The organism is Streptomyces sp. NPDC001985, from assembly GCF_040296845.1.
Taxonomy (GTDB): Bacteria; Actinomycetota; Actinomycetes; order Streptomycetales; family Streptomycetaceae; genus Streptomyces.
Genome location: NZ_JBEOYB010000033.1, coordinates 50,493 through 72,863 on the forward strand (window position 1 = coordinate 50,493; position 22,371 = coordinate 72,863).

18 protein-coding genes are annotated in these 22,371 nt (G+C 73.4%); 5 read left to right on the forward strand and 13 right to left on the reverse strand.

Going from position 1 to position 22,371, the window contains the following annotated elements; all coding sequences use genetic code 11:
- Positions 1-21: 21 nt before the first annotated feature.
- From ABT122_RS16955 to fxsA, 3 genes are read right to left on the reverse strand one after another with little or no spacing between them, the layout of a single operon-like run.
- Positions 22-882 (reverse strand): AAC(3) family N-acetyltransferase, encoded by an 861-nt coding sequence (locus ABT122_RS16955; RefSeq protein ID WP_351551902.1) that lies wholly within the window; start codon positions 880-882, stop codon positions 22-24.
- Complete coding sequence (gene fxsBH, locus ABT122_RS16960) at positions 875-3,196, reverse strand: radical SAM/SPASM protein FxsBH, inactivated beta-hydroxylase extension form (protein ID WP_351551904.1); 2,322 nt, start codon at positions 3,194-3,196, stop codon at positions 875-877. Before fxsBH ends, ABT122_RS16955 begins: the two co-directional genes overlap by 8 nt.
- A 50-nt stretch (positions 3,197-3,246) precedes the next feature.
- A complete protein-coding gene (gene fxsA, locus ABT122_RS16965) occupies positions 3,247-3,411 on the reverse strand; it encodes an FxSxx-COOH cyclophane-containing RiPP peptide (protein ID WP_351551907.1) in 165 nt (54 codons plus the stop codon).
- 202 nt (positions 3,412-3,613) lie between these two features.
- Between fxsA and ABT122_RS16970 the strand changes: the two genes are divergently transcribed.
- Positions 3,614-4,543 carry a DUF4231 domain-containing protein gene (locus tag ABT122_RS16970; protein ID WP_351551910.1) on the forward strand — a complete coding sequence of 310 codons (930 nt, stop codon included), beginning with the start codon at positions 3,614-3,616 and terminating at the stop codon, positions 4,541-4,543.
- A 105-nt stretch (positions 4,544-4,648) separates the two neighbouring features.
- On the opposite strand, the gene ABT122_RS16975 is transcribed toward ABT122_RS16970, so the two are convergent.
- The 5 genes from ABT122_RS16975 to ABT122_RS16995 form a co-directional block, all read right to left on the reverse strand.
- Positions 4,649-5,128, reverse strand: coding sequence for a hypothetical protein (locus tag ABT122_RS16975; RefSeq protein WP_351551912.1), 480 nt, complete (start codon positions 5,126-5,128; stop codon positions 4,649-4,651).
- Positions 5,129-6,097: 969 nt separating this feature from the next.
- Positions 6,098-6,928, reverse strand: a complete 831-nt coding sequence (locus ABT122_RS16980; RefSeq protein WP_351551914.1) for a DUF1684 domain-containing protein — start codon at positions 6,926-6,928, stop codon at positions 6,098-6,100.
- A gap of 4 nt (positions 6,929-6,932) precedes the next feature.
- On the reverse strand, positions 6,933-8,231 hold the full coding sequence (locus tag ABT122_RS16985; protein ID WP_351551916.1) for an NtaA/DmoA family FMN-dependent monooxygenase: 1,299 nt from the start codon (positions 8,229-8,231) through the stop codon (positions 6,933-6,935).
- Positions 8,228-9,304, reverse strand: a complete 1,077-nt coding sequence (locus ABT122_RS16990) for an LLM class flavin-dependent oxidoreductase (protein ID WP_351551919.1) — start codon at positions 9,302-9,304, stop codon at positions 8,228-8,230. The genes ABT122_RS16985 and ABT122_RS16990 overlap by 4 nt, the downstream gene beginning before the upstream one ends.
- 103 nt (positions 9,305-9,407) lie before the next feature.
- The gene (locus ABT122_RS16995; RefSeq protein WP_351551922.1) at positions 9,408-11,252 is read right to left on the reverse strand and encodes an FAD/NAD(P)-binding protein; all 1,845 of its coding nucleotides are present in this window, start codon (positions 11,250-11,252) and stop codon (positions 9,408-9,410) included.
- 551 nt (positions 11,253-11,803) lie between these two features.
- Here ABT122_RS16995 and ABT122_RS17000 point away from each other — a divergent pair.
- Entirely contained in the window at positions 11,804-12,346 is a 543-nt protein-coding gene (locus tag ABT122_RS17000; RefSeq protein ID WP_351551925.1) for a GNAT family N-acetyltransferase, read from the forward strand.
- Positions 12,347-12,379: 33 nt separating this feature from the next.
- Here ABT122_RS17000 and ABT122_RS17005 read toward each other — a convergent pair whose 3' ends face one another.
- Positions 12,380-13,624, reverse strand: a complete 1,245-nt coding sequence (locus ABT122_RS17005; protein ID WP_351551928.1) for a DUF5685 family protein — start codon at positions 13,622-13,624, stop codon at positions 12,380-12,382.
- Positions 13,625-13,915: 291 nt separating this feature from the next.
- Between ABT122_RS17005 and ABT122_RS17010 the strand changes: the two genes are divergently transcribed.
- Positions 13,916-14,362, forward strand: coding sequence for a cell division protein SepF (locus tag ABT122_RS17010; protein ID WP_351551931.1), 447 nt, complete (start codon positions 13,916-13,918; stop codon positions 14,360-14,362).
- Between the two features lie 39 nt (positions 14,363-14,401).
- Here ABT122_RS17010 and ABT122_RS17015 read toward each other — a convergent pair whose 3' ends face one another.
- Together ABT122_RS17015 and ABT122_RS17020 are read right to left on the reverse strand one after the other, a co-directional pair.
- On the reverse strand, positions 14,402-15,592 hold the full coding sequence (locus tag ABT122_RS17015) for an acyl-CoA dehydrogenase family protein (protein ID WP_351551934.1): 1,191 nt from the start codon (positions 15,590-15,592) through the stop codon (positions 14,402-14,404).
- 173 nt (positions 15,593-15,765) lie between these two features.
- On the reverse strand, positions 15,766-17,460 hold the full coding sequence (locus tag ABT122_RS17020) for an MFS transporter (RefSeq protein ID WP_351551937.1): 1,695 nt from the start codon (positions 17,458-17,460) through the stop codon (positions 15,766-15,768).
- 410 nt (positions 17,461-17,870) lie between these two features.
- Here ABT122_RS17020 and ABT122_RS17025 point away from each other — a divergent pair, with 410 nt between their 5' ends.
- Positions 17,871-18,854 carry a phosphatase PAP2 family protein gene (locus ABT122_RS17025; RefSeq protein WP_351551939.1) on the forward strand — a complete coding sequence of 328 codons (984 nt, stop codon included), beginning with the start codon at positions 17,871-17,873 and terminating at the stop codon, positions 18,852-18,854.
- Positions 18,855-19,049: 195 nt separating this feature from the next.
- Here ABT122_RS17025 and ABT122_RS17030 read toward each other — a convergent pair whose 3' ends face one another.
- A complete protein-coding gene (locus ABT122_RS17030; protein WP_351551942.1) occupies positions 19,050-19,265 on the reverse strand; it encodes an I78 family peptidase inhibitor in 216 nt (71 codons plus the stop codon).
- Positions 19,266-19,651: 386 nt separating this feature from the next.
- On the opposite strand from ABT122_RS17030, the gene ctaD reads away from it, so the two are divergent.
- Complete coding sequence (gene ctaD / locus ABT122_RS17035) at positions 19,652-21,385, forward strand: aa3-type cytochrome oxidase subunit I (protein ID WP_351551945.1); 1,734 nt, start codon at positions 19,652-19,654, stop codon at positions 21,383-21,385.
- Here the strand turns inward: ctaD and ABT122_RS17040 are convergent.
- Positions 21,345-22,301 (reverse strand): helix-turn-helix transcriptional regulator, encoded by a 957-nt coding sequence (locus ABT122_RS17040; protein WP_351551948.1) that lies wholly within the window; start codon positions 22,299-22,301, stop codon positions 21,345-21,347. The two genes, ctaD and ABT122_RS17040, sit on opposite strands and share 41 nt — an antisense overlap.
- Positions 22,302-22,371 lie beyond the last annotated feature (70 nt).

A 22,371-nucleotide genomic window follows, 5' to 3' on the forward strand; every position in this document is an offset into this window, starting at 1 on the left:
CGCGGTCCACGGGCGAATTCATCATTCCGGAGCCGGATTCGCTCCGTTCCGCTGCTGTCCGGTCCGGCCGCGCCGCTTTTCGTTCATCCAGGCCACGGCGTGATCAACCGCGGCCCCGACCGAGAACAGCCGTGCGGGCCTTCCCCTCAACTGCCCCTTCTGTTCCATGCCCCAGGTGAATGCGGCGCCGATCGCGCCGAAGTCGCTCTCGTCGAGCCGGACGTCCTCGTACTCCGTCCATTTCCTACCCCCGTCGGGGAGCCGAACTACACAACGGTACGACCGAAGGGGTGCATTGGTCCGGTACTCGGCGAGATGAAAGGCGGTGCAGACATCGAAATCCACGTTGATCATCAATACCCGGGCACCTTCCCGGTAGAGCGCGCCGAGCGGTGATTCCTCGCCGAGGTGCGAGGAGAGGGTGTGACCGGCGAGCAGTTCCGCGGCGCGGGCTCCCAGGGCGGCGAAGGAGGTCTGGGGGTGGGCGCTGCGCACGGCTCCCTCGGCGGTACGGATGGACTCCGCGAGCCGTCCCATGCCCTGGCTGGGGGTGGTGGCCGGGTCGAAGGCCGGCATGTTCCGCCGGAAGGTTTCCGCTTCGCCTTCGGTCATCCGCGCGGTGAGCGCGCGGTAGGCGTCGGAGGTGTCGGAGTTCGCCTCGGTGAACGCGGGGGTCACCAGGGTGCCCCGGGGCCCCAGGGCGTCGAGCAGCGCGTCCCTGAGGTCGTCCGAGCGGAGTCCGGTGGTGCGCAGGGCGGCGTGCACCAGCAGGATCTCGCCCTCCCGCACACCCAGCGTCCGCAGTGACCGCACCAGCCGCTGGTGGTCCCCGGGGCTCCCGGGGCGGGTGGGGCGCGGGGCCGGGCGGCCGGCCTCAGCCATGCGCGCGCTCCGCGCCGGGGCCGTCGAGCTCGTCCCGCAGCTCCGCCACGAGCAGCCGCCCGCCGGTGGTCAGCTCTGGCGCGCCCTCCAGCGTCTTCAGCCCCGCTCTGGCCTGATGCGCCCCCTCGGGGTCGAGGGGCGCGAGGCCCACCCGCTCGCAGACTCCCGCCAGCAGTTCGGACACCGGAACCTCACCCTCCTGCCAGGGCGCCGGATGACGCCACCAGCCATCCTGCGCATAGAGATCCGCGACTTCCAGCAGGGCGTTCAGCTTCGCCCGCCGGAAACCGCGCAGCAGCGCGGCGGCCGGGTCGGGGGAGGCGGCGGTCAGGGCGATCCCCAGCGCTCCGTATCCGTGCCCGCGCACGCCCGGCTCACGCGTGGAGGACCGGCCAAAGTCCGGCGCCGGCCAGGGGGGCCGCGGGGGCGCCGGGGCCGCGGGGGACACCGGCGGGGGTGCGGGAGGCGCCGGGGCCAGCGGGGTCAGGGTGGTCAGGGACCGGGCCGCCTCCGCCGCCTGGCGCGGGGCCCTGGCCCGCAGCTCCGTCCACGCCCGGACCAGCAGCCGGTCCCAGTCGGCGGCCTCGCCGGCGGAGAGCCGGGGGCGCGGGGTGGCGTCGAAGCAGTCCCGCCAGGGGTCCAGGTCGTCCAGCCGGAGCAGCGGCGCCCCGTCCCGGCCGCCGACGGTCCGCACGGGCAGCCAGCCGGCCGCCTCCTCCCCGGGGCGCACCCGGCGCTCCGGCAGGCCGGCCACCGCCACCGAGAAGCCGTCCGCCCCCCGGGCCCGTACGACGGCCTCGCCCCGCGCGCCGGGCGGGCCCACGCGCAGGGTCCCGAGCGCGGGCAGATGCAGCAGCCCGCCGGCGTACGGAACGCGGACCGGGGCCGGGTCGTGGGCGGCGACGAGGGCGGTGGCCAGATGGGCGGGGAGCCGCAGGGCGTCGGCGCGGGCCGACGGACGGCCGGCGGCGAGCGCGGTGAGGGTGCGGCGCAGCCAGGTGTGGGTGTAGGGGTGGCGCAGCACGGGGTCGAGCAGCCCGGCGGTGTCGAGCGCGAGCGCCGTCTCCCAGGCCCGCTCCCAGCTCTCGCCGCCCCGGCCGTCGAGTTCCCGGTGGAGCGAGGCCAGCAGGGTCGCGGTCAGATCGAGGTGCTCGGCGGCGAGGGCCCCGGGCCCGGTGAGCGCGGCGGGCGTCAGCGGACGGACCGAGCGCCGCTCGACGCCCCGGATCAGGGCCTCGAGATCGGCGCAGTAGACGGAGGTGTTGTCGAAGCCCCGGTGGGAGCTGTAGCGGTGGGTGTAGAGGCCGCCGCCGCAGGAGCGCACCACGGGACAGGTGCGGCAGGTCTCGCCGACCCCGGCCAGTTCGAGCTGGCGGGCCCGGACCCCCGGGTGCGCGGCCACCAGGTCCAGGGAGTGGGTGAAGATGTCGAAGCCGGTGGCGGCGGCGCCGTCGTAGGCGGTCTTGAGGGAGTCGGTCTGCTCCAGGGCTCCGTCGGTCTCCACGACGACCAGGTCGGTGGGGGCGAGCCCCAGGGACTCGGTGAGGCTCGGGCCGCCCGCGAGGGTGGAGAGCACGGACTCGAAGAGCCGTACCGGGATGGTCCGGCCCCGCTCGTCCCAGCGGTCGAAGACCCGCAGCAGCCAGTCGGCGTAGGCGGTGGGCGAGCCTCCGGGGCGGGGCGGCGGGGTGTCCCAGGTGGCGTGCGGCAGCAGGAAGTCGACGCGCGGGGGCTCCAGTTCGGCGAGCGCGTCGTACACCGCGACCGGGTCGTTGGCCACGTCGACCGTGCAGAGCAGACCGAGGTAGAGATGGCGGTAGCGCTCCTCGCGGAGCAGCCGGACCGCGCGCAGGACCAGGGGGTGGCTGCTGCGGCCGTCGGCGAACCGGCGGTGCCGGTCGTTGGCGTCGCGGTCCCCGTCGAGGGAGATGCCGACCCGGACGCCGAAGGCGTCGAAGAGATCGAGGTAGCGGGGGCTGAGCTGGAGCCCGTTGGTGTGGACGCGCAGATCGAGTCCGGCCACGCCGTCGAGTGCGGCGGTCAGTTCCTCGCAGACCCGGCGCAGTCGCGCGGGCCCCGCCAGCAGGGGCTCCCCTCCGTGCAGGATCACTGTCACGGAGGGCAGGGCATGGGACTTGGCGTGCTCGGCCAGTCGCAGAGCTGCCTGGGAAATCGCTTCGTCGGAGATTGCCCGGGGGCGGTCGCGCCAGCTGTGATCGGCGTGTTCGTACACATAGCAGTGGTCGCAGCTGAGATCACATCTGCTGTGAACCTTGAGGACGATCTCGCGGAACGGGACCAGTGGTCCTTTCATTCCGCCAGTCTAGGGGCGGTCCGGCGCCCGTTCCGGGGTTCCGGGCCTTGCTAGAGAGCGGAGTTGAAGGTCGCCGGACGTCCGGTCCGCCCGTCCCCGGCGGGCAGGACGCGCGCGAGCTTTCTGGCCGCGTCCCCACCACGGACGTCGATCTGCCCCAGCGGGACTCGGTTCTTCTTCGCGACGGCGAAGACTGCGGTGGTCTGAAACGTCATGACGGCCGTCCTTGATCTTGTGTCCTAGCACGGTGCACCACGCACCATTGCGGTGGTGGCGGCACGACTTTACTCTCATGCCCACTGCCAGCAACTCAGCACGGGAACATGGAACAAAAGAGTTTCGTCACATTCTCCCAGGCGGGTGCGGACCAGACCATTCCGCCTAAAGAGTGAAGGCATAACGCAGTCAGGGGGGCACATGACCAAGTTTCCTGGCGCAACGGGCAGCATCGTGTTCCGCAACAGCGATCTCCCCGCTCTCTTCCACCGTACCGACGCGATCGCCATCGCCCGGCAGCGCGAGGCCATTGCCGCCACGCGCTACCAACTCCTGCTGCTGACGGCCGGTGCCACGGCCGTGGTGCTGCCGCTTCCGCCGCTGTGGGCGGATGTCCAACTGGGCGGCGCGCTCGCCGCGTTGGCGTACGCCGGAGTGCTCCTGCTGGGCTACCGCACCTCCAGGCGCAGTGCAAAGTCGCAATGGCAACTGAATCGCTCCGCGGCCGAGTTCATCAAGTCGATGTGCTGGCGCTATTCCGTGCATGGAACACCCTTCGACGACAGGTCCACGGAATCGGACGAAGTCTTCATCTCCCGGCTAAAGGAAGGCTTACGGGAGCTGACAAAAGTCGGCTGGGACGATCCGCGGGACTCGGAGCCCGAACTCGCCGCCGGGGAACTCATCACGCCGGCGATGCGGCGGCTGCGCGCCGGGCCGTTCGGCGTCCGCAAGGAGACCTTCATCCGGGACCGGCTGATCGAACAGCGCAACTGGTACCACCGCAGCGCGGCGAACTCCCGCAGGGCGACCCGGCTGTGGTCGCTCTCGATCGGGCTGCTCACCCTGGCGGCGCTCTTCCTCTCGCTGCTGCACGCCCTCGCGCTCACCGGCTCGGCCACCGCGGCGGCCCCGCTCGCGGCGGCGGCGGCCGGCTGTGTGGCGTGGAGCGAGATCCGCCGGCATCAGCCGCTGATCGCCGCGCACTCCCTGGTGAAGGAGGATCTGGCGGCGATGCACACGGCGATGGAGACCTCGGTCACGGAGGCGCAGTGGCCTTCGGCGGTGTACGAGACCGAGCGCATCGTCTCGCCGCAGCACACCGACTGGCTGGCGCGGCACCGCAGTTGACGGGTGCCACCGGGTGGCAGCGGGTGCCGCCGGCCGTACGGGCGCCGGGGCCCGGGATGCCTCCGGCCGCGCGGGCGCCGGTGGCCCGGGGCCCGGGCGCCGCACTCAGGGGCGCTCCAGGCCCTCGCGCCAGATGACGGTGACCGGGGTGCCCCGGTCCTGGGCGTAGCGGACGATATCGGCCGTTCCGCCCAGGCCGCGCGCCGGGGCGCCGTCCCAGACGGCCAGCAGCCGGTCGCAGTTGTCGGCGATGTACGCGCCCGCCGCGTAGTACGCCTCGTCGGTGGAGTGCGCGAAGCCGAGCCGGATCTCCCGGGCCGCCCGGCCCCTCAGCTCCTGGAAGCGGGCGAGTTCATCCGGTTCGGTGAAGCCGTCCGCGTAGTCGCCGCTGGGGATGACCACGGTCAGTTCGGCGCCGCAGGAGAGCGCGATGTCCGCGAAGATCTGGTCCGCGCCGACCGCGAGACTGGAGATGGCCTCCAGCGCCGCGCCCTGGCGGTCGAGCGCCGAGCGGAGCCCGGAACGGATGTGGCCGTGGGCCTCCGGAGGGATGAACCGGTGGCCGGTGATCCCGATGCGTCTCATGTCCCCGCGCCCCCGTCCCCGCGTCCCGCCGAGCCGCCGTCCCGGATCTCGGCCGTGCGGCGGGCCCTCACCCACGGGGGTGACCAGGGCCGGACGCCACGTCGCCGCCGAATCGGGCCGGGCCCCCTGGCAAGCACCTATGGGAGTATTCGGCCGCTCCCGCGCCTCACGCAAGAGCGCGTGCGGGCGCGGGGCACGCGCCGGGGGGCTGCTCCACGGGGGGGGCGGTGCGGGGAGGCGGTCGGTGTGGTGGTGGTGCTCCGTACGCGGGCCGGCACCACCGGGGGGCGCCCGGGGCGGGCGGGCGGGCCGGCCGGGGCCGGGTGCGGGGCGGGCCTGGCCGGGGCCGGGGCCGGGTGCGGGTGCGGGCAGGGGCCACCTTGCGCACCCCTGCCGCAGCGTGCGGCCTCATGTCGGGGGCCAGCCCCCGAACCCCCGCTCCTCAAACGCCGGAGGGGCTGGGATTGCCCGGGCCCCGGAGACACCGGGGCGACCGGGGCGACCGGGGCGACCGGGGCAAGCGTTTGCCCGGGCCCCGGAGACACCGAGGCGACCGGAGCGGGTCCGCGGGCGAAAGAGCCTGGAATCGGACCCCCGCCCCCCCCAACACCGGAAGAGCCAGGGGCACCCGAGCCCCGGAGAACACCGGAGCCACCGGAGCGGGTCCACGGGCGAAAGGGCCCGGATGGGACCCCCGCCCCCCGACACCGGGGGGCTGGGTTTGCCCGGGCCCCGGAGAACGCCGGAGACACCGGAGCGAACCCATCCGGGGGAGCACCCCGGGGCCGGCGGCGTGTCCGGGGGCGGCTGGGGAGTTTCTTTCGGATCGGGCCGGATCGGTGAGCGGGGTCCGGTGCCGTGGATCGCGAGGCGGAGGAGGGAGCCCACGCGGAGCGTCGGCGACCGGCGACAGCGCGGCGGGGCGCGGCACCGGGGCTCGCGAGCCCGGCACGATCCGAAAGAGACGGCCTAAGTGGTCCGTACCGTGCGTTCGCCCGCCGGGACGGGGACCGGGAGGGTGTTGCCGGGGGGCGGGAACGGGCAGATGAAGTGGTCCACGAAGGCGCACGGCGGCAGCTGCGCCCGGTTGAGGTCCACGGTCACCGAACCGTCGGCGGCCGGAGCCCCGGGGCGCAGGAAGCGGAAGCGGTAGCTGCTGTCGCCGCCGGTGGTGTCGGTGAAGACCGCCCAGAGCGAGCCGTCGTCCTCGACGGCCACCCGCAGGGTGCGCTCGGCGCCCTCCAGCTCGAAGGCGACCTCACCCGCGAGGCTCAGACCGCGCTCGCGCCCGTCCGCGTTCTCCACCCGGACGCCGCGGTGTTCCGGATACGCGGTGAAGCGCCCCGGCAGCACCCAGCGGGGGTCGTAGGGGGTGGCCTCGATGCCCCGGAAGGCGGCCCGCGCCGGGGAGTGCGGGTCGAAGTCGCGCACCGCCCAGAGCCCCTCCCTGCGCAGCACCACCAGCCGGCGCTCCCCGTGGGCCACCGGCGCGTCGGGGATGGGGCCGTGGTCGGCGGGGAGCCTCGCGGTGCCGCTGAAGGGGGCGCCGTCCACGGTGAGGCCGTCCTCGGGGCCCGCGGTGAGCCGGACCTCGTCGCCGTCCGCGGTCCAGCGGCCCGGCACCGACGGAATGTGCCCGTCCGGATAATCGTCGAGCCAGTGGGTGCCGGTCAGGGAGAGCGGGCCGTACGGCGCCGAGATGGTCTCCACCCGCCGCTCGTGCCACTTCCGCCAGCTCCTCGGCCCGTGTCCGCCGCGCTCGTCGTCTCCGGCTGCTGGTCGCTGTGCGTCCGTCGTCATGCCGTCAACCATTCCACACGGGTTCGGCGAGCCCCAGGTGGGACCGGAGCGTCGTCCCCGTGTAGTGGGTGCGGAAGACACCGCGCTCCTGGAGCAGCGGCACCACCCGGTCGACGAACTCGTCGAGGCCGCCGGGGGTCAGATGCGGTACGAGGATGAATCCGTCGGCCCCCCGGTCGGCGACGAACCCGGCCATCTCGGCGGCGACGGACGCGGGGGTGCCGATGAACGACTGCCCGATGGAGGTCTCGATGACGGTCTGCCGGATGGAGAGCCCCTTCGCCTCCGACAGGGCCCGCCAGCGGGCGGCGACCGCCAGGGGATCACCGGCGCTCACCCTCCCCTGGCTCAGGGTGGTGCCGGGGTCGGGATCGATCTCGGGGAGCGGCCCGTCGGGATCGTACGCGGAGAGGTCCCGGCCCCAGATCTGCTCCAGCGCGAGGATCGCGGTCTGCGGGGAGACCTGTAAGCGCCGGATCTCGGCGGCCCGTTCACGGGCCTCGGCGTCGCTGTCGCCGAGGACGAAGGTCGCCCCGGGCATGATCTTGAGGTCGTCGGGGCTCCGGCCGTGGGCGGCGAGCCGGGACTTCACATCGGCGTAGAAGACCCGGCCCTCCTCCAGGGTGCGGTGCCGGGCGAAGACCACATCGGCCGCGGCGGCGGCGAAGTCCCGGCCCTCGGGCGAGTCCCCGGCCTGGATGATCACCGGGTGTCCCTGCGGGGGGCGCGGAACGGTGAACTCCCCCTCGATGGCGAAGTGCCGGCCCCGGTGGGCGAAGGGGCGCGGGACGCCGTCCGGGGTCCAGGAGTCCCACAGCTCCCGCGCGGTGCGGACGAACTCCTCGGCACGGGTGTAGCGGTCGGCCCGGTCCAGATAGCCACCGCGCCGGAAGTTCTCGCCGGTGAAGGCGTCGGACGAGGTGACCACGTTCCAGCCGGCCCGGCCGGCGCTGAGGTGGTCCAGGGTGGCGAGTCTGCGGGCGAGTTCGTAGGGCTCGTTGAAGGTGGCGTTGACAGTGGCGGCGAGCCCGAGCCGGCCGGTGACGGACGCGAGGGCGCTGAGCACGGTGATCGACTCGGGGCGGCCGACGACATCGAGGTCGTGGATGCGTCCCTTGTGCTCGCGCAGCCGCAGCCCCTCGGCGAGGAAGAAGAAGTCGAAGAGACCGCGCTCGGCGGTGCGGGCCAGATGCTCGAAGGAGGAGAAGTCGATCTGGCTGCCGGAGCGCGGATCGGTCCAGACGGTGGTGGAGTTGACGCCCGGGAAGTGGGCGGCGAGATGGAGTTGCCGGACGGTGTTCATGAGGCTCCCCGGGAGGTGGCGGCGTACCGGTTGGCGGGCCTGGCGAGCCCCAGGTGCTCGCGGAGGGTGCCGCCGGGGTGGAAGGTGCGGGCGATTCCGCGGTGCTGGAGCAGGGCGACGGTGCCGTTGACGATCCGCTCCAGGTCGCGGTGGGGTGCGATGGGCGCGAGGTGGAAGCCGTCGGCGGCGCCGCCGCGCTGCCACCGGGTGATCAGCTCGGCGAGGTCGACCGGGCCGCCCCGGAAGTACGAGGCGGTGGCGGCCGGGCGGGACGGCCCGGCCAGCCCCGGCTGCGGGGCCGACTCGCACTCCCCGAGATCGACGGCGAGCGAGACCAGCACCCTGAGGTGGTCCGGGTCCCGGCCCAGGGCCGCGGCGTCCCGGTGGAGCCCGGCCCGCAGGGCCGCCGCCTCCTCGGGCGATCCGGCCCGGACGAGGACGACATCGGCGTACCGCGCGGCGACCCTGCGGCCCGGCTCGCCGGTGCCGGTGAGGTCCACGACGGTGACGGGCCGGCCCTGCGGGGGCCGGGGCACGATCGAGGGCCCGCGCACCGAGAAGGAGGAGCCCGAGAAGTCGATGTGGTGCAGCTTCTCCCGGTCGATGAAGCGGCCGGTGGCCTCGTCGCGGATCTCCGCGTCGTCCTCCCAGCTGTCCCAGAGCCGGGCGACGGCCTCGGCGACCTCGCCCGCCTCCCGCCACAGGGCGTCCGGGGGCGCGGCGGGCCGGCGGCCGAAGAGTCTCGCCTCCGCCTCGGTGGCCGAGACCCCGATGGACCAGCCGGCCCGGCCCCGGCTGACCCAGTCGAGGGTGGCGAGGGAGGTGGAGACGTGGAACGGCTCGGTGTGGGTGGTGGTGACGGTCGGCACCAGGCCGATCCGGCGGGTGCGGGGCGCGATCGCGGCCAGGACCGCGAGAGCGTCGAGCCCGGGGCGGGCGAACGAGTCGCCGAGGGTGAGGAAGTCGAGGGCGCCGTGTTCGGCGAGCCCGGCGAGTTCGGCGAAGTGCTCGGTGCCGTACCGCGCCGGGCCGTCGAGAGCGACGGCCAGATGCAGCGGACGAGTGGCGGACATGGTGGGCCTCTCCGGATGGTCGGGTCCGGAACACGCGGTTCCGTGAGCGTGGCGGGACAGGGGGGCGGGGCGGTCGTCGGGGCAGGAGGGTGGGGCGGGGCGGTCAGGAGGGGTGGCGGGACAGCTCGCGCAGCAGCGTGAGGGCGGTGCGCGCGGTGGCGTCGTTCTGCCGGAAGGCCGCTCCCCCGGTGCGCGGCCGGGTGAAGGCTCCGGGGGCGCGGGCGTCGGTGTGCGGGCCGAGCGCGAATCTGCGGGGGTGCGGCGCGCCCGACCGGTCCAGTACCCGGCCGTCCCGGGGGTCCACGGCGAGCAGCCCGGCCGGGGTCGCGGCGGCCCCGTCCCGGTGGAGCGCGCGCAGCAGGGCGCTCCCGCTCCGTGTCACCGTCGGCTCGGGCAGCCGGGCCTCGACCAGCGCCCGGGCCTCGGTCCACGCGCCGGGCACGCTCGCCCCGCCCGCGCGGAAGACCCCCCGTTCCTCGTCCCCCTCGACGGTCAGCTCCGCGCCGAGGAAGCGGACCACCCCGGCCCGGGAGAGCGCGAGCAGCTGGCGCAGCCGGGGGGCGGGCGGCCCGGAGGCGAGGAAGCTGAACCAGCCGTGCCACCAGCCGCCGATGTCCCCGAGCCGGATCAGCTGTCCGTAGACGGAGAGCAGCCCGAGGAAGACCGCGAGATCCTGGCTGTACGCGGGGTCGTGGCTGCGCGCGAGGTCGGCCTCCACATGGGCCCGCAGGCCGTGCTGGAGCGCTTCGGGCGAGGGGAAGCGCCGGCCGCGCAGCGGACGGTCCAGGGCCGTCGCGTCGAACCGGTCGGCGGGGTCGGGCACGGCGGCGTCCGCCAGGGCGCGCAGTTCGGGGCTGAGCGGCTCGGCGGCGGCGTACTTCTCCTCGAAGGCGGCCCAGCCGCCCGAGGTGCGCTCGGGGTGCGCGGTGAAGAGCCGGTGGTAGTGGGCGAAGCCCAGCTCCTTGTCGACGAGCGGCCAGATGTCCCGGCGGAAGTCGAGCGGGCCGCGCCGCAGCAGCTCATCGGTCCGGTCGGGGCCGAGGAACCGGGGCAGCGGCGGCCCGCCGCCGCGCAGCGGGTAGCCGAGCTTCGCGTGGTACGGGACCCCGCGCCGCGACCCCACGTACAGGACCGGCTCCCGGCCGGACGGGAGGTAGGCGCCGTTCTCGTACCGGCCGCCGCGGCCCTCGGTGAGGAGCACCATCAGATCGATGAAGGCCAGCCCCATCCCCCGGACGATGACGTTCTCCCCGGCGGGGACGGCGCCGAGGTCGGTGTCGGCGGTGAAGCCGGGGGGCAGATGGACCAGGCCGTGGCGGCGGGCGAAGGCGGTGAGGGCACGCTGTTCGTCGTCGGGCGCGGCGTCGAGATGGCCGAGGGTCAGCAGCACCGCGTCGGCGGTGAGGGGTTCGGCGTGCCCGGCCAGCTCGATCCGCTGGGTGCCGTCGCGCGGACCGGTGATCCGCAGAGCGGTGGTGCGGTGCTCCCGCACGGTGACCGAGGGCGGGAGGGCGGCCCTGGCCCGTTCGTACACCCAGCGCAGATAGGCGCCCTGGCGGGTGCGGTCGGCGAAGGTGCGGCCGTCCAGGGTGGCCCACTCGGCGAGCGTGGGGCCGGGGCGCACCGGCCCGTCGAGGGCGACGGTGTCGTCGGTGAACATGGTGACGTCCTCGGCCATGGAGTTCATCCACAGCAGCGGGGACTGGTCGGCGCGCCAGATCCGCCCGGGTCCCGGCCGGTGGGGGTCTATCAGATGGATGTCGAGGGGGCGGTCGCCGTAGACCTCGTGGGCGTTGGCCGCGAGCCGCTCCAGGAAGCCGGTCCCCCGCGGACCGGCTCCTATGACGGCGAGGGCCGGCCGGCCGGAGCGGCCCGGGGGCGCGTGCGGGCCGGGGCCGTCCGGGGCGGCGGTGGGGCAGTCGGAAAAGGCGTCGGTGGGGACGGCCATGAGAAGGCTCCGTGGATTCGGGAATCGAACACGGGATTGCCTTCACCGGGAACAGACCGGCGCCGCCGGTGCGATGCGGACCGCGCCCCTCAGCTTGGTCCGGCCTCTGAGGCTAGGCGGTGAACACGGCCCGCTGTCAAGGCTGTCCACACTGTGGGCGTGATGTCTCAGCGCGGTTGACGCGGAAACGGATGCCTGCTCCACTTGGGCCATGTCTTCACAGCAGTCGCTGGTCAGGCGCTCCCACATCGACCTCGGTCGCGTGTGGTCCGCCTCCTGTTGACCCGACCCGCTGTCTCTCCGGCATTTCCGGCACATCCCCCCGAGTCCGGCCCCATCGCGCCGGTGCTCCCCGGATTCCCGTGCGCGGCCCCGCTCCGGTGAGGTCCGCGCGGCCCGGTGCGCACCCTGGCGCTCCGGGCGCCGTGCTCACCACGGGCCCTGCCCTCACCGCACTCCGCGATGCGCACCACTCGCACCACTCCCCTCGCTCCGCCCGCACGCCCGCACGCCCGCACGCCCGCCCGGATAACGCCGTCCGAAGGGTCCGTATGGTGTTCCCCCCGAACCGTGAGGTCCCGGCCCCGGCCCCGGATGTCCCGCCGGTGCCGCCCGGGCTCTCCGTGCTGCACACGGAGGCCACCGATCCGCTGGCCCGGCCGCTCCTCACCGACCTCTCCGACGAGTACCGCCGGCGCTACGGCGAGAGCTCCGACCTCACCCGCCGCCCCGCGGCCCAGTTCGCCCCGCCCGATGGCGCGTTCGTGCTGCTGCTGGAGCGGGGGCGGGCGGTGGCCGGGGGCGCGTACCGGCGGTACGACCGCAGGACGGCGGAGCTGAAGCGGATCTGGACGGACTCCGCGCACCGGCGCCGGGGTCTGGGCCGTCAGGTGCTGCGGGTGCTGGAGGCGGAGGCCGCCCGGCGCGGCTACGGCCGGATCGTGCTGACCACCGGGCCGCGCCAGCCGGAGGCCAGGGGTCTGTATCTGGCCTCCGGCTACCGCCCGCTCTTCGACCCGGACGCCGATCCGGAGTCGGTCGGGCTGCTGTCGTTCGAGAAGGAACTGAACGGACCGGTGCCCGGCACCGCTTGAGCCGGCCCTCGCCGAGGAGGCCCGGAGGGGCGCTCAGTCGCAGGGGCAGCAGCAGTCGCAGCCGGAGCAGTCCCCGCAGTCGCAGGCGCGGCAGCAGCCCTCGCGCCTCTTGCGGGACCAGGGGCCCTCGTACTCCTTGGCGCAGCAGATCCGGCAGGTGCAGAAGAGCCCGGTGAAGGCGGCGCAGCCGGCCAGGAAGCCCCGGGGCTCGGGGCGCTGGTGCGGCGGGGGCGGCACCCCCGGGCCGCCCCCGGAGCCGCCGGAACCACCGGGCCCACCGGGCGCGCCCGCGCCGTACGGCCCGCCGGCGCCGCCGTACGGAGTGCCGCCGGCGCCCGGGCCGTGGGGGCTCCCCGCGCCCGGTCCTCCCGGCCGGTGCGGACCGCCGGAATCCTCGCGCGCCTCGCCCCGGTGGCCGCAGCCCACCGTCCCGAAGGCGCGGTTCACCGCCTCGGCCGGCTCATGGGCGAGCAGCACATGCACCAGCCGGCCGTCGGCGAACCGGGCGTCCCGCAGGGCGAGGCGGACCCCGCGCACGGCGTCGTCGGCGAGCCCGCGCGCCTCGGCGACCGGGGTGCCGGTGGCCGTGAGCGGGTTCCAGGCGCCCGCGGCGGCGTCGGCGGCCCGGTCCTCGACGGCGTCCAGCAGATGGGCGAGCCGGCCGAAGAGCCGGCCGGCCTCGGCGAGCGGCGCGGCGTTCTCCGGCCGCCCGGCGAGCACGGCGGTGTGGGCGAAGGCGGCGGCGGTGGCCGTCTCGGTGGGCTCGGTGACCGTCAGCAGGGAGGTGCCGGGCCCGGCGAGCGCCTCGACGCCGGTCTGCCGGTCGACGGCGTCGAGCAGTACGGCGGTGTCGAAGCCGACCCTCGCGCCCGCCCGGCTCCCGGCCCGGTCCCACCCGGCGGCGACCCTGCGCGCGGCGGCGGCCACCGGCCGGCGGGCCAGCAGCCCGTCCCGGTCGGCGACATGGTCGCGCACCTTCGCCGACGCCAGCACCAGCGACACGGCGGCGGCGAGCCGCGTCCCCTCGCCGCGGGCGACGGGCGTGGTGCGCAGGGCGCGCAGCGGGCAGGGACCCGCGGTGCGCCGGGCGGCGGGGACGCGTTCGGTCTGAGCCTCCGTCAGTACGGAGATGATCAGGCCGTCGTAGTTGGTGACCACCCGGGCGAACTGCCCGTGGTCGCCGCGGAGTGCGAGACAGAGGCCGCAGAGATGCGCCATCCACTCGGTCTTCAGGCCATCGGTGAGCCGGTGGCCGCAGGGCCGGACCATCCCGAACACGTTCACTTCCCCCGTGAGTCGTTCAGCTGTGCGGGACGCATCGTATCGACCGGTTCGTTCACCCGTACGTCCCGGACATCACCCGTCTGGCCCGACTTTCATATTTTGTGCTGATCACCCCCGGTACCCGGGAAGAAAGCTGACGAATCACCACATCATCTGCACCAGTCCCGTCACGAAACCCCGCCTCAGCGGCTATCCACTTGGCGCGCGATCCGCATGATGGACGACGATAGGGACAGGAAAGACGAAAGACCGCTCGTGAGCGGACCACAGTGGAAGGAGGCGTCCATGGGATCTGTGCGCAAGGCGAGCGCCTGGCTGGGACTCGTCGAGGACAACGACGAGCGCTACTACGCCGACGAGTACGCCGAGTACGCCGAGGGTGCTGCCGAGACGGGTGACGCGTGGGTCACCGACCCCCGGGTGCGTGTCGCCGCCTCCGAATCCGCGCGGGCCGAGAGCCGCCGGATCGCCACGGTCTCGCCCACCTGCTTCCGGGACGCCCGGCACATCGGCGAGCTGTTCCGGGACGGTGTCCCGGTCATCGTCAACCTCACCGCGCTGGAGTCCGGCGACGCCAAGCGCGTGGTCGACTTCGCCGCCGGTCTCACCTTCGGTCTGCGCGGCTCCATCGAGCGGGTGGCGACCCGGGTCTTCCTGCTCAGCCCCGCACACACCCATGTCGTCAACGGTGAGCCCCAGGGTCCCCAGGACGGGTTCTACAACCAGAGCTGAGCAGGGTGCTCGCCGGTCACCGCCCCCGGAGCCGCACCGTCACCGGAACGCGTCCAGACCGGTGAGCGCCTTGCCCAGCACGAGTTGGTGCATCTCGACGGTGCCCTCATAGGTCAGCACCGACTCCAGATTGGTCGCGTGGCGCATCACGGGGTACTCCAGCGAGATCCCGTTGGCGCCCAGAACGGTGCGCGCGGTACGGCAGATGGCCAGCGCCTCCCTCACATTGTTCAGCTTCCCGAAGCTCACCTGCTCGGGGCGGAGCCGGCCCGCGTCCATCCGCACCCCCAGATGGTGGGCGAGCAGCAGGCCCTTGTGCAGCTCCACGGCCATGTCGGCCAGTTTGGCCTGGGTGAGCTGGAAGCCGGCGATGGGCCTGCCGAACTGCTCCCGGGTGCCGGCGTACTCCAGCGCGGCCTCGAAGGCGGCCCGCGCCGCCCCCATCGCGCCCCAGACGATCCCGTACCGCGCGTGGGTGAGACAGCTCAGCGGGCCGCGCAGCCCGATGGCCCCGGGGAGCAGGGCGTCGGCGGGCAGCCGGACCCCGTCCAGGACCAGTTCACTGGTGACGCTGGCGCGCAGGGACCACTTGTGTGTGATCTCGGAGGCGGAGAAGCCGGGCAGCGCGGTGGGCACCAGAAAGCCGCGGATGCCCTCGTCGGTGCGGGCCCAGACGACGGCGACACCGGCCACCGAGCCATTGGTGATCCATGTCTTGCGGCCCGTCAGCACCCAGTCGGAGCCGTCGCGCCGGGCGGAGGTGCGCATTCCGGCGGGGTCGGAGCCGTGGTCGGGCTCGGTGAGGGCGAAGCAGCCGATGGTCTCGCCCGCCGCCATGGGCGGCAGCCACCGGCGCTTGTGCTCCTCGGAGCCGAAGCGGTGGATCGCGTACATGGCCAGCGAGCCCTGCACGGAGACGAGGGAGCGGATGCCGGAGTCGGCGGCCTCCAGCTCCAGACAGGCCAGCCCGTACTGGACGGCGCTCGCGCCGGCGCAGCCGTACCCCCGCAGCTGCATGCCGAGGGCGCCCATGGCGCCCAGCTCACGGGCGAGCTCCCGGAGCCCGGGGAGTTCGCCCCGCTCGTACCAGTCGGCGATGTGCGGCAGGACCCGGCCGGCCGCCCAGCCGCGCACGGTGTCCCGGACGGCGAGGTCCTCGGGGGTCAGCAGTTCGTCGATGCCGAGGGGGTCGGCCGGGTCGAAGCGAGCGGGCTCCGGGTGTTCTGACATGTCGTGACCTCCGCGGGGCGTACGGAAAACGAGCAGCGCCGGGCCCAGACGTTACTGTCCGGTAGCCCGCCCGTCCAGGGCGGTGCCGGTGCGCCGCGCCCGGGGGGCCGGCGGGTGTGCGCCGCTCCAGGGCCCGGGGGCCGACGGGTGCGGGCCGCTCACGGACCCCGGGGTCAGCGGGTGTCGGCCGGGACGGTCTTCGCCCGGCTCGCCGGGACCGCGCTCTCCCGGCGCGCCGGGACGGCGGCGCCGGCGGGCCCGGATGCCCGGGGCGCGTCCCCCCGCCGGGGCGGCGGGCACATCCCGGAGCCCTTGCCGGGCTCGCGGTCGGGCGAGCAGTCCATGACACCCGGCAGCCGCAGCGCGGCGAGCGCGCCGGTCAGCAGCAGCCCCGCGCTGACCATGAGGGTGACGTGGAGCCCGGTGACAAAGGACTCGCGCGCGGTGGACCGCAGCACCTCGCCCGCCAGACCGCCGAGGCGGTCCGACACCTGATACGCCTCGCCGAGGGAGTGGGAGGCGGCGGACGAGGCGGAGTCGGGCACCCCGCCGAGCCGCTGGACGGCGGGTGCGTAGGCCGCGTTCATGACACTGCCGAGCAGCGCGATCCCCATGCCCGCACCCAGTTGGTAGGAGGTCTCGCCGATCGCCGCCGCCCCGCCCGCGTGCTCCGGCGGAGCCTCGCTGAGCATCGACTCGTACGCCGCGAAGAGCGTCGTCTGGAGTCCGAAGCCGAGCAGGACGAATCCGGCGGCGAGGAGCAGCGGCCGGTCCTGCTGCCCCATCGGCGTCAGCAGCAGCACGGCGCCCGCGGTCAGCACGAAGCCCCAGGCAACCATCCGGCGCGGCCCGACACGGCGCAGGGTGTACGAGCCGGTGGCGCCCGCGGCCATCGCGGCGAAGGTCAGCGGCAGCAGCCGGAGCCCGGTCTCCAGCGGGCTCAGCCCGAGGATCAGCTGGAGGTACTGGACGGCGATCAGCTCCAGGCCGACCAGCGCGAGCATGGCGAGGACGATGCAGCCGACGGAGGTGGAGAAGGCCGGCGCGGAGAACATCCGGATGTCGATCAGCGGCTGGGGCCTGCGCCGCTGCCGCCGGACGAAGAGGGTCAGCAGCACGGCGCCGAGCAGCAGCGGGCCGCTGGTCATGAGGTCCAGCGGACCGTGGCCGACCCCGAGCCGCTTCACCCCGAGGACGACTCCGAGGATGCCGCCCGCGGCCATCAGCGCGCCGAGCACGTCCCACGGCCCGTCGAAACCGCCCCGGGACTCCGGCAGCAGCCAGCGGCCGAGCGGCAGGATCACCACCATCAGCGGGATGTTGATCAGAAAGACCGAGCCCCACCAGAAGTACTCGATGAGCAGTCCGCCCAGCACCGGTCCGGTGGCCGCGCCGACGGCGGCGACCGCCGTCCAGATGCCGATCGCCATCGCCCGCTCCCGCCGGTCGGGGAAGACCGTGCGGAGTATGGAGAGCGTGGCGGGCATGATCATCGCGCCGCCGATGCCGAGCAGGGCGCGGGCGGCGATCAGCAGTTCGGGGGTGGGGGCGAAGGCGGCCAGCGCGGAGGCCGCGCCGAAGATCCCGTACCCGAGCAGCAGCACCCGGCGGCGGCCGACGCGGTCGCCGAGGGTGCCGAAGAGAATCAGCAGCGCGGCGCAGATCAGCGGATAGGCGTCCACGATCCAGAGCAGCTCGACACCGCTGGGGCGCAGATCCTCCGTGACGGCGGGGACCGCGATGTGCAGCACGGTCGCGTCCACCGCCACGAGCAGCAGACTGATACAGAGGACGAGCAGGACGACCCAGCGGTTTCCCCCGCCGGCCGCCGCACGCAGGCGTGCCGCGGCGGTGGTCGTCCCTGACATGCACATACCTCCAGTGATCCCCTCGCGCTCGGCGGGCCAGCCGGGGACGGGGACGGTCCCTCAGGGCGGTCCGGCATCGACGGGCGAGTGAGCCGTCAGCGTACGCGAACTCCGGCGCCCGGACGCGTGTGGCGTACGCCACGCCGGGTACACGCCGAACCGCCCCGTGGTCCTTCCCGCCGAACCGTCAAAGATGAGAAAGAATTCATACGGCAGAGTGGTGAACGTCAATTTTCGTCACGGAAAGGGGCCTTCGGCGCGAGTGGCGGAGCAATAGGGCGGATGACCTCCCGGATTTCCGAGCCGGGCCGGAATAAACCTCCCGGTTGAGACATACTCCACATCACATCGTCATCACAAAGACGCTGGATCGACCTGGGCCCACACTCACTCGCTGTAACGTCGATAGGGTGCGTACCGACATCTTCGCCCGCTTGGACCGAGAGCCGGAACCGCCGAAGATAGAGATCCCGCGGATGAGCCCGACTCGCCTCGCCCTCTTCGGCGGGACGTCGCTGTTCTATCTCGCCATCGTCGTCGCCGTGCTGGCGTCGACCTGGCTGGTGCTCATCGACTGGAAGATCGTGCTGTTCCGGCCGTATCAGCAGTGGCCCGAGCTGCACGCCTTTCTCGACTACTTCGTGGTGCTCGGCCAGCGCGGTCCCACGGCCGTGATGGTCGCCGCCTGGCTGGGCTGGCGCTCCTGGCGTCAGCACACCCTGCGGCCCCTGCTCGTACTCGGCGTGTCGCTGTTGCTGCTCAACACCACCGTGGGTGCGGTCAAGATCGGCCTCGGCCGGCTCGGCCCCCACTACGCCACCGAGATCGGCTCGACCGAGCTGTTCTCCGGCGGCGATATATTTCCGTCCGGGCACACCGCCAACGCGGTGGTGACCTGGGGAATCCTGGCCTATCTGGCGACCACGCCGAAGACCCGGCGCTATCTGTCGGCGCTCTCCGCGACGGTCTCGCTCGGGGTGGGGCTGACCACCGTCTACATCGGCACGCACTGGCTGAGCGATGTGCTGCTCGGCTGGGCGGCCGGGCTGCTGATCCTGCTGGGGCTGCCGTGGTGCGAGCCGCTGATCGGCCGGGCGGAGGCCTGGATTCTGGAGCGGCGCGAGCGGTGGCGGGCACGGCGGCGGCCGGCTGCCTCGCTGCCGGTGGCGACGGGCGGGCCGAGGCTCGCACCGGCCGTCGGGCCCCAGCGGGCGGCCCACGACGGTCCCGCCCGGGAGTCGGTGAGCGCCATGGGCGGCCGGGGGGTTCCGTCCGGCCGGACATCGGCGCAGCTCAACCCCTCACAGCTCAACCCCCCGGCGCCGCGCTCCGCGCGGTCCGAGCGCTCACCGGTCACCCCGTCGGGCGGCCGGGCGCCGTCGGGCGGCGGCTGACCGGCGCCGCTCCGCGCAGAGGCCCCGGTGTGGCCCCGGCCTCCGGGCCGGGGCCACACCGCTGTCCGGACCCGGGACCGGACAGCGGGACCGGACAGCAGTGTGGTCCCGACAGCGTGGTGGTCCCGACAGCGGACCCGGACCCCTGCGCCCGGACCCGGGCGGCCGGCGGCAAGCGGGCGGCGGCCCGGGCGCTCAGCCGGACCAGCAGCGGATCACCCGGTCGCCCTTCACCTCGAAGTTCAGCCGGCCCGCCAGATACTCCAGGGTGATGATCGCGCCCGGCGGCAGCGACCGGACGGTGGTCCAGCCGTGCTCCCGGGCCCGCCGCTCGGCGCTCTCGGCGGAGAGACCGACATAGGCCGCGGTGGCGTCGTCGGGATGGGCTCCTGAGCTGGGTGTGGATGCCATGCACCCCACCGTAGGCGGCAGCGGACGGTGACGGAAGCGGAGGGCCGGATGCCCTCCCACGGTTCTCCCGTCTCCCACCGGTCACGCTTCTGTCACAGGTCGTCCACGCGCGTCCGGCGCACAGTCCGTCACTCGAACGAGCCTTCCGACACCCTCCGCACGGTAATTCCCCATCCGCCGGCGGTGTTGCAGAATTCCCCCGGGATTTGACCGGCCCGAGTGCCGGGGGGCGAATTGACGCCCCGTTCGGCGAGCTGTTCGGCGCGCCGTTCGGTGAGTCGTTCGACGAACCCTGAAGAATTCACGGCTTCCTTACAGAATCCCCTCGGCCCCCTCGGGAACGGGCGGGGTCAACCGAGGCGGCGGTCCACGGCGAGGGGGCAGGGATGGGTACGGAGACCGAGTCCGCGACGGTCCGGCGGGAGCCGGTACGGGAACGGCGGGCGGCGCGCGTACTGGTGGAGTGGCTCAGTACCACCGATCACAAGAAGATCGGACATCTCTATCTGATCACCTCGTTCGGATTCTTTCTGATCGCCGGTCTCATGGCGCTGCTGATGCGCGCCGAACTGGCCCGCCCCGGACTTCAGCTCATCAGCAATGAACAGTTCAACCAGGCGTTCACCCTGCATGGCACGATCATGCTGCTGCTCTTCGCCACCCCGGCCTTCGCCGGGTTCGCCAATGCGGTCATGCCGCTCCAGATCGGCTCTCCGGATGTGGCCTTCCCCCGGCTGAACGCGCTCTCGTACTGGCTCTATCTCCTCGGCGGACTGATCGTCCTCGGCTCGCTGCTCACCCCGGGCGGCCCGGCGTCCTTCGGCTGGTTCGCCTACGCGCCGCTCAACTCGGCGGAGCGCTCCCCCGGGGTCGGCGCGGATCTGTGGATCATGGGTCTGGCGCTGGCGGGCTTCGGCACGATCCTCGGCGCGGTCAACTTCATCACCACCATCGTGGGGATGCGCGCGCCGGGGATGACGATGTTCCGGCTGCCGATCTTCACCTGGAACGTCCTCTTCACCTCGATCCTGGTGCTCTTCGCCTTCCCGGTGCTGGCGGCGGCGCTGCTGGTCCTGGAGGCGGACCGGAGGTTCGGGGCGGTGGTCTTCCAGGCCTCCAGCGGCGGGGCCCTGCTCTGGCAGCATCTGTTCTGGTTCTTCGGTCACCCGGAGGTCTATGTCATCGCGCTGCCGTTCTTCGGGATCGTGACCGAGATCCTGCCGGTCTTCTCCCGCAAGCCGGTCTTCGGCTATCTGACGCTCGTGGGCGCGACCATGGCCATCACCGGACTCTCCGTGGTGGTGTGGGCCCACCACATGTTCGCCACCGGGGCGGTGCTGCTGCCCTTCTTCTCCTTCGTGTCGTTTCTGATCGCGGTGCCGACGGGGGTGAAGTTCTTCAACTGGTCGGGCACGATGCTCCGGGGATCGCTCTCCTTCGAGACGCCGATGCTCTGGTCCGTGGGATTTCTGGTGTCGTTCCTCCTCGGCGGGCTGACCGGGGTGATCCTGGCCTCGCCGCCGCTGGACTTCCATGTCACCGACTCGTACTTCGTGGTGGCCCACTTCCACTACGTGGTCTTCGGCACGGTGGTCTTCGCGACCTTCGCGGGCTTCTCCTTCTGGTGGCCCAAGTTCACCGGGAAAATGCTCGACGAACGGCTCGGCAAGATCCACTTCTGGACCCTCTTCATCGGCTTCCACACCACATTCCTGGTCCAGCACTGGCTGGGGGCGGAGGGCATGCCGAGGCGGTACGCCGACTATCTGGCGGCCGACGGGTTCACGGCGCTCAACACCGTCTCGACCATCGGCTCCTTTCTGCTGGGGATCTCGACCCTGCCGTTCCTCTACAACGTCTGGAAGACCGCGAAGTACGGCAGGAAAGTGGAGCTCGACGATCCCTGGGGATTCGGACGCTCGCTCGAATGGGCGACCTCGTGCCCGCCGCCCCGGCACAACTTCCGCACCCTGCCGAGAATCCGCTCGGAGTCCCCGGCGTTCGATCTGCACCATCCGGAGTTTCCGGCCCTGGCGCGGGCGGGGGCGGGCGGGGCCGGAGCACCGGCGCCGGGGTCCGTCACTCCAGGGCCCGGGAGAGACGGTCCCGGGCGGCCCTGAGGTGCTCGGTCAGCTCGGGGGGCTCGACGACCTCGAAGCCGACGCCCATGAGCAGCACATGGATGACCAGGACGTCCATGCTGGTCGCGCCCGTGCGCAGCAGACAGCTGTGCTCGTCGACCGGTTCGAGCACCCCGTCCGCCGGGCCGACGAACCGGGCCGCCTCCGGCGCCGGGAGCGCCAGCCGCAGCACCGCGCGGGCCGTGTAGGCGTGGGTGGAGACCCCCCGGGAGACATACTCGGCGAGATCGCCGGCGGGCGGGGTGCGCGGGGTGAAGCGCGGGCCGTGCGGGGGCACCGGGGTGATCCGGTCCACCCGGAAGGTGCGCCAGCCGGCCCGGTCGAGGTCCCAGGCGACGAGGTACCAGCGGTTCTCGGTGCAGACCAGCCGGAGCGGCTCCGCCGTGCGGCGGGATTCACCGCCCTCGTGGTCGCGGTAGGAGAAGCGGAGCCGCTCGTTGTCGCGGCAGGCGCCTGCCAGCTCGGTGAGGACGGAGGCGTCGGCCCGGGCGCCCGGTGTCCTCAGCATCGGCACGGTGAAGGCGTTGAGCGCGCTCACCCGGCGCCGCAGCCGGTCCGGCAGCACCTGCTCCAGCTTGGCCAGAGCGCGTACGGAGGTCTCGCCGATGCCCTCGATGCCGTGACCGGCCGCGGTCCGCAGCCCCACGGCGACGGCGACGGCCTCCTCGTCGTCCAGCAGCAGCGGGGGCAGTTCGGCGCCCGCGCCAAGCCGGTAGCCGCCGCCGGTGCCGGGAGTGGCGTTCACGGGGTAGCCGAGTTCACGGAGCCGGTCGACATCACGGCGCACGGTCCGGGCCGTGACCCCGAGCCGCCGGGCGAGGTCGGGGCCCGACCACTCGCGGTGGGCCTGGAGCAGCGAGAGCAGGCGCAGCAGCCGCGCGGAGGTGTCCAGCATGGGCGCAAGTCTGCCAGCGCCCGCGGACGGCGATGTTCCTCGATCCCCGGGCCGGGGACCGGGGAACCAG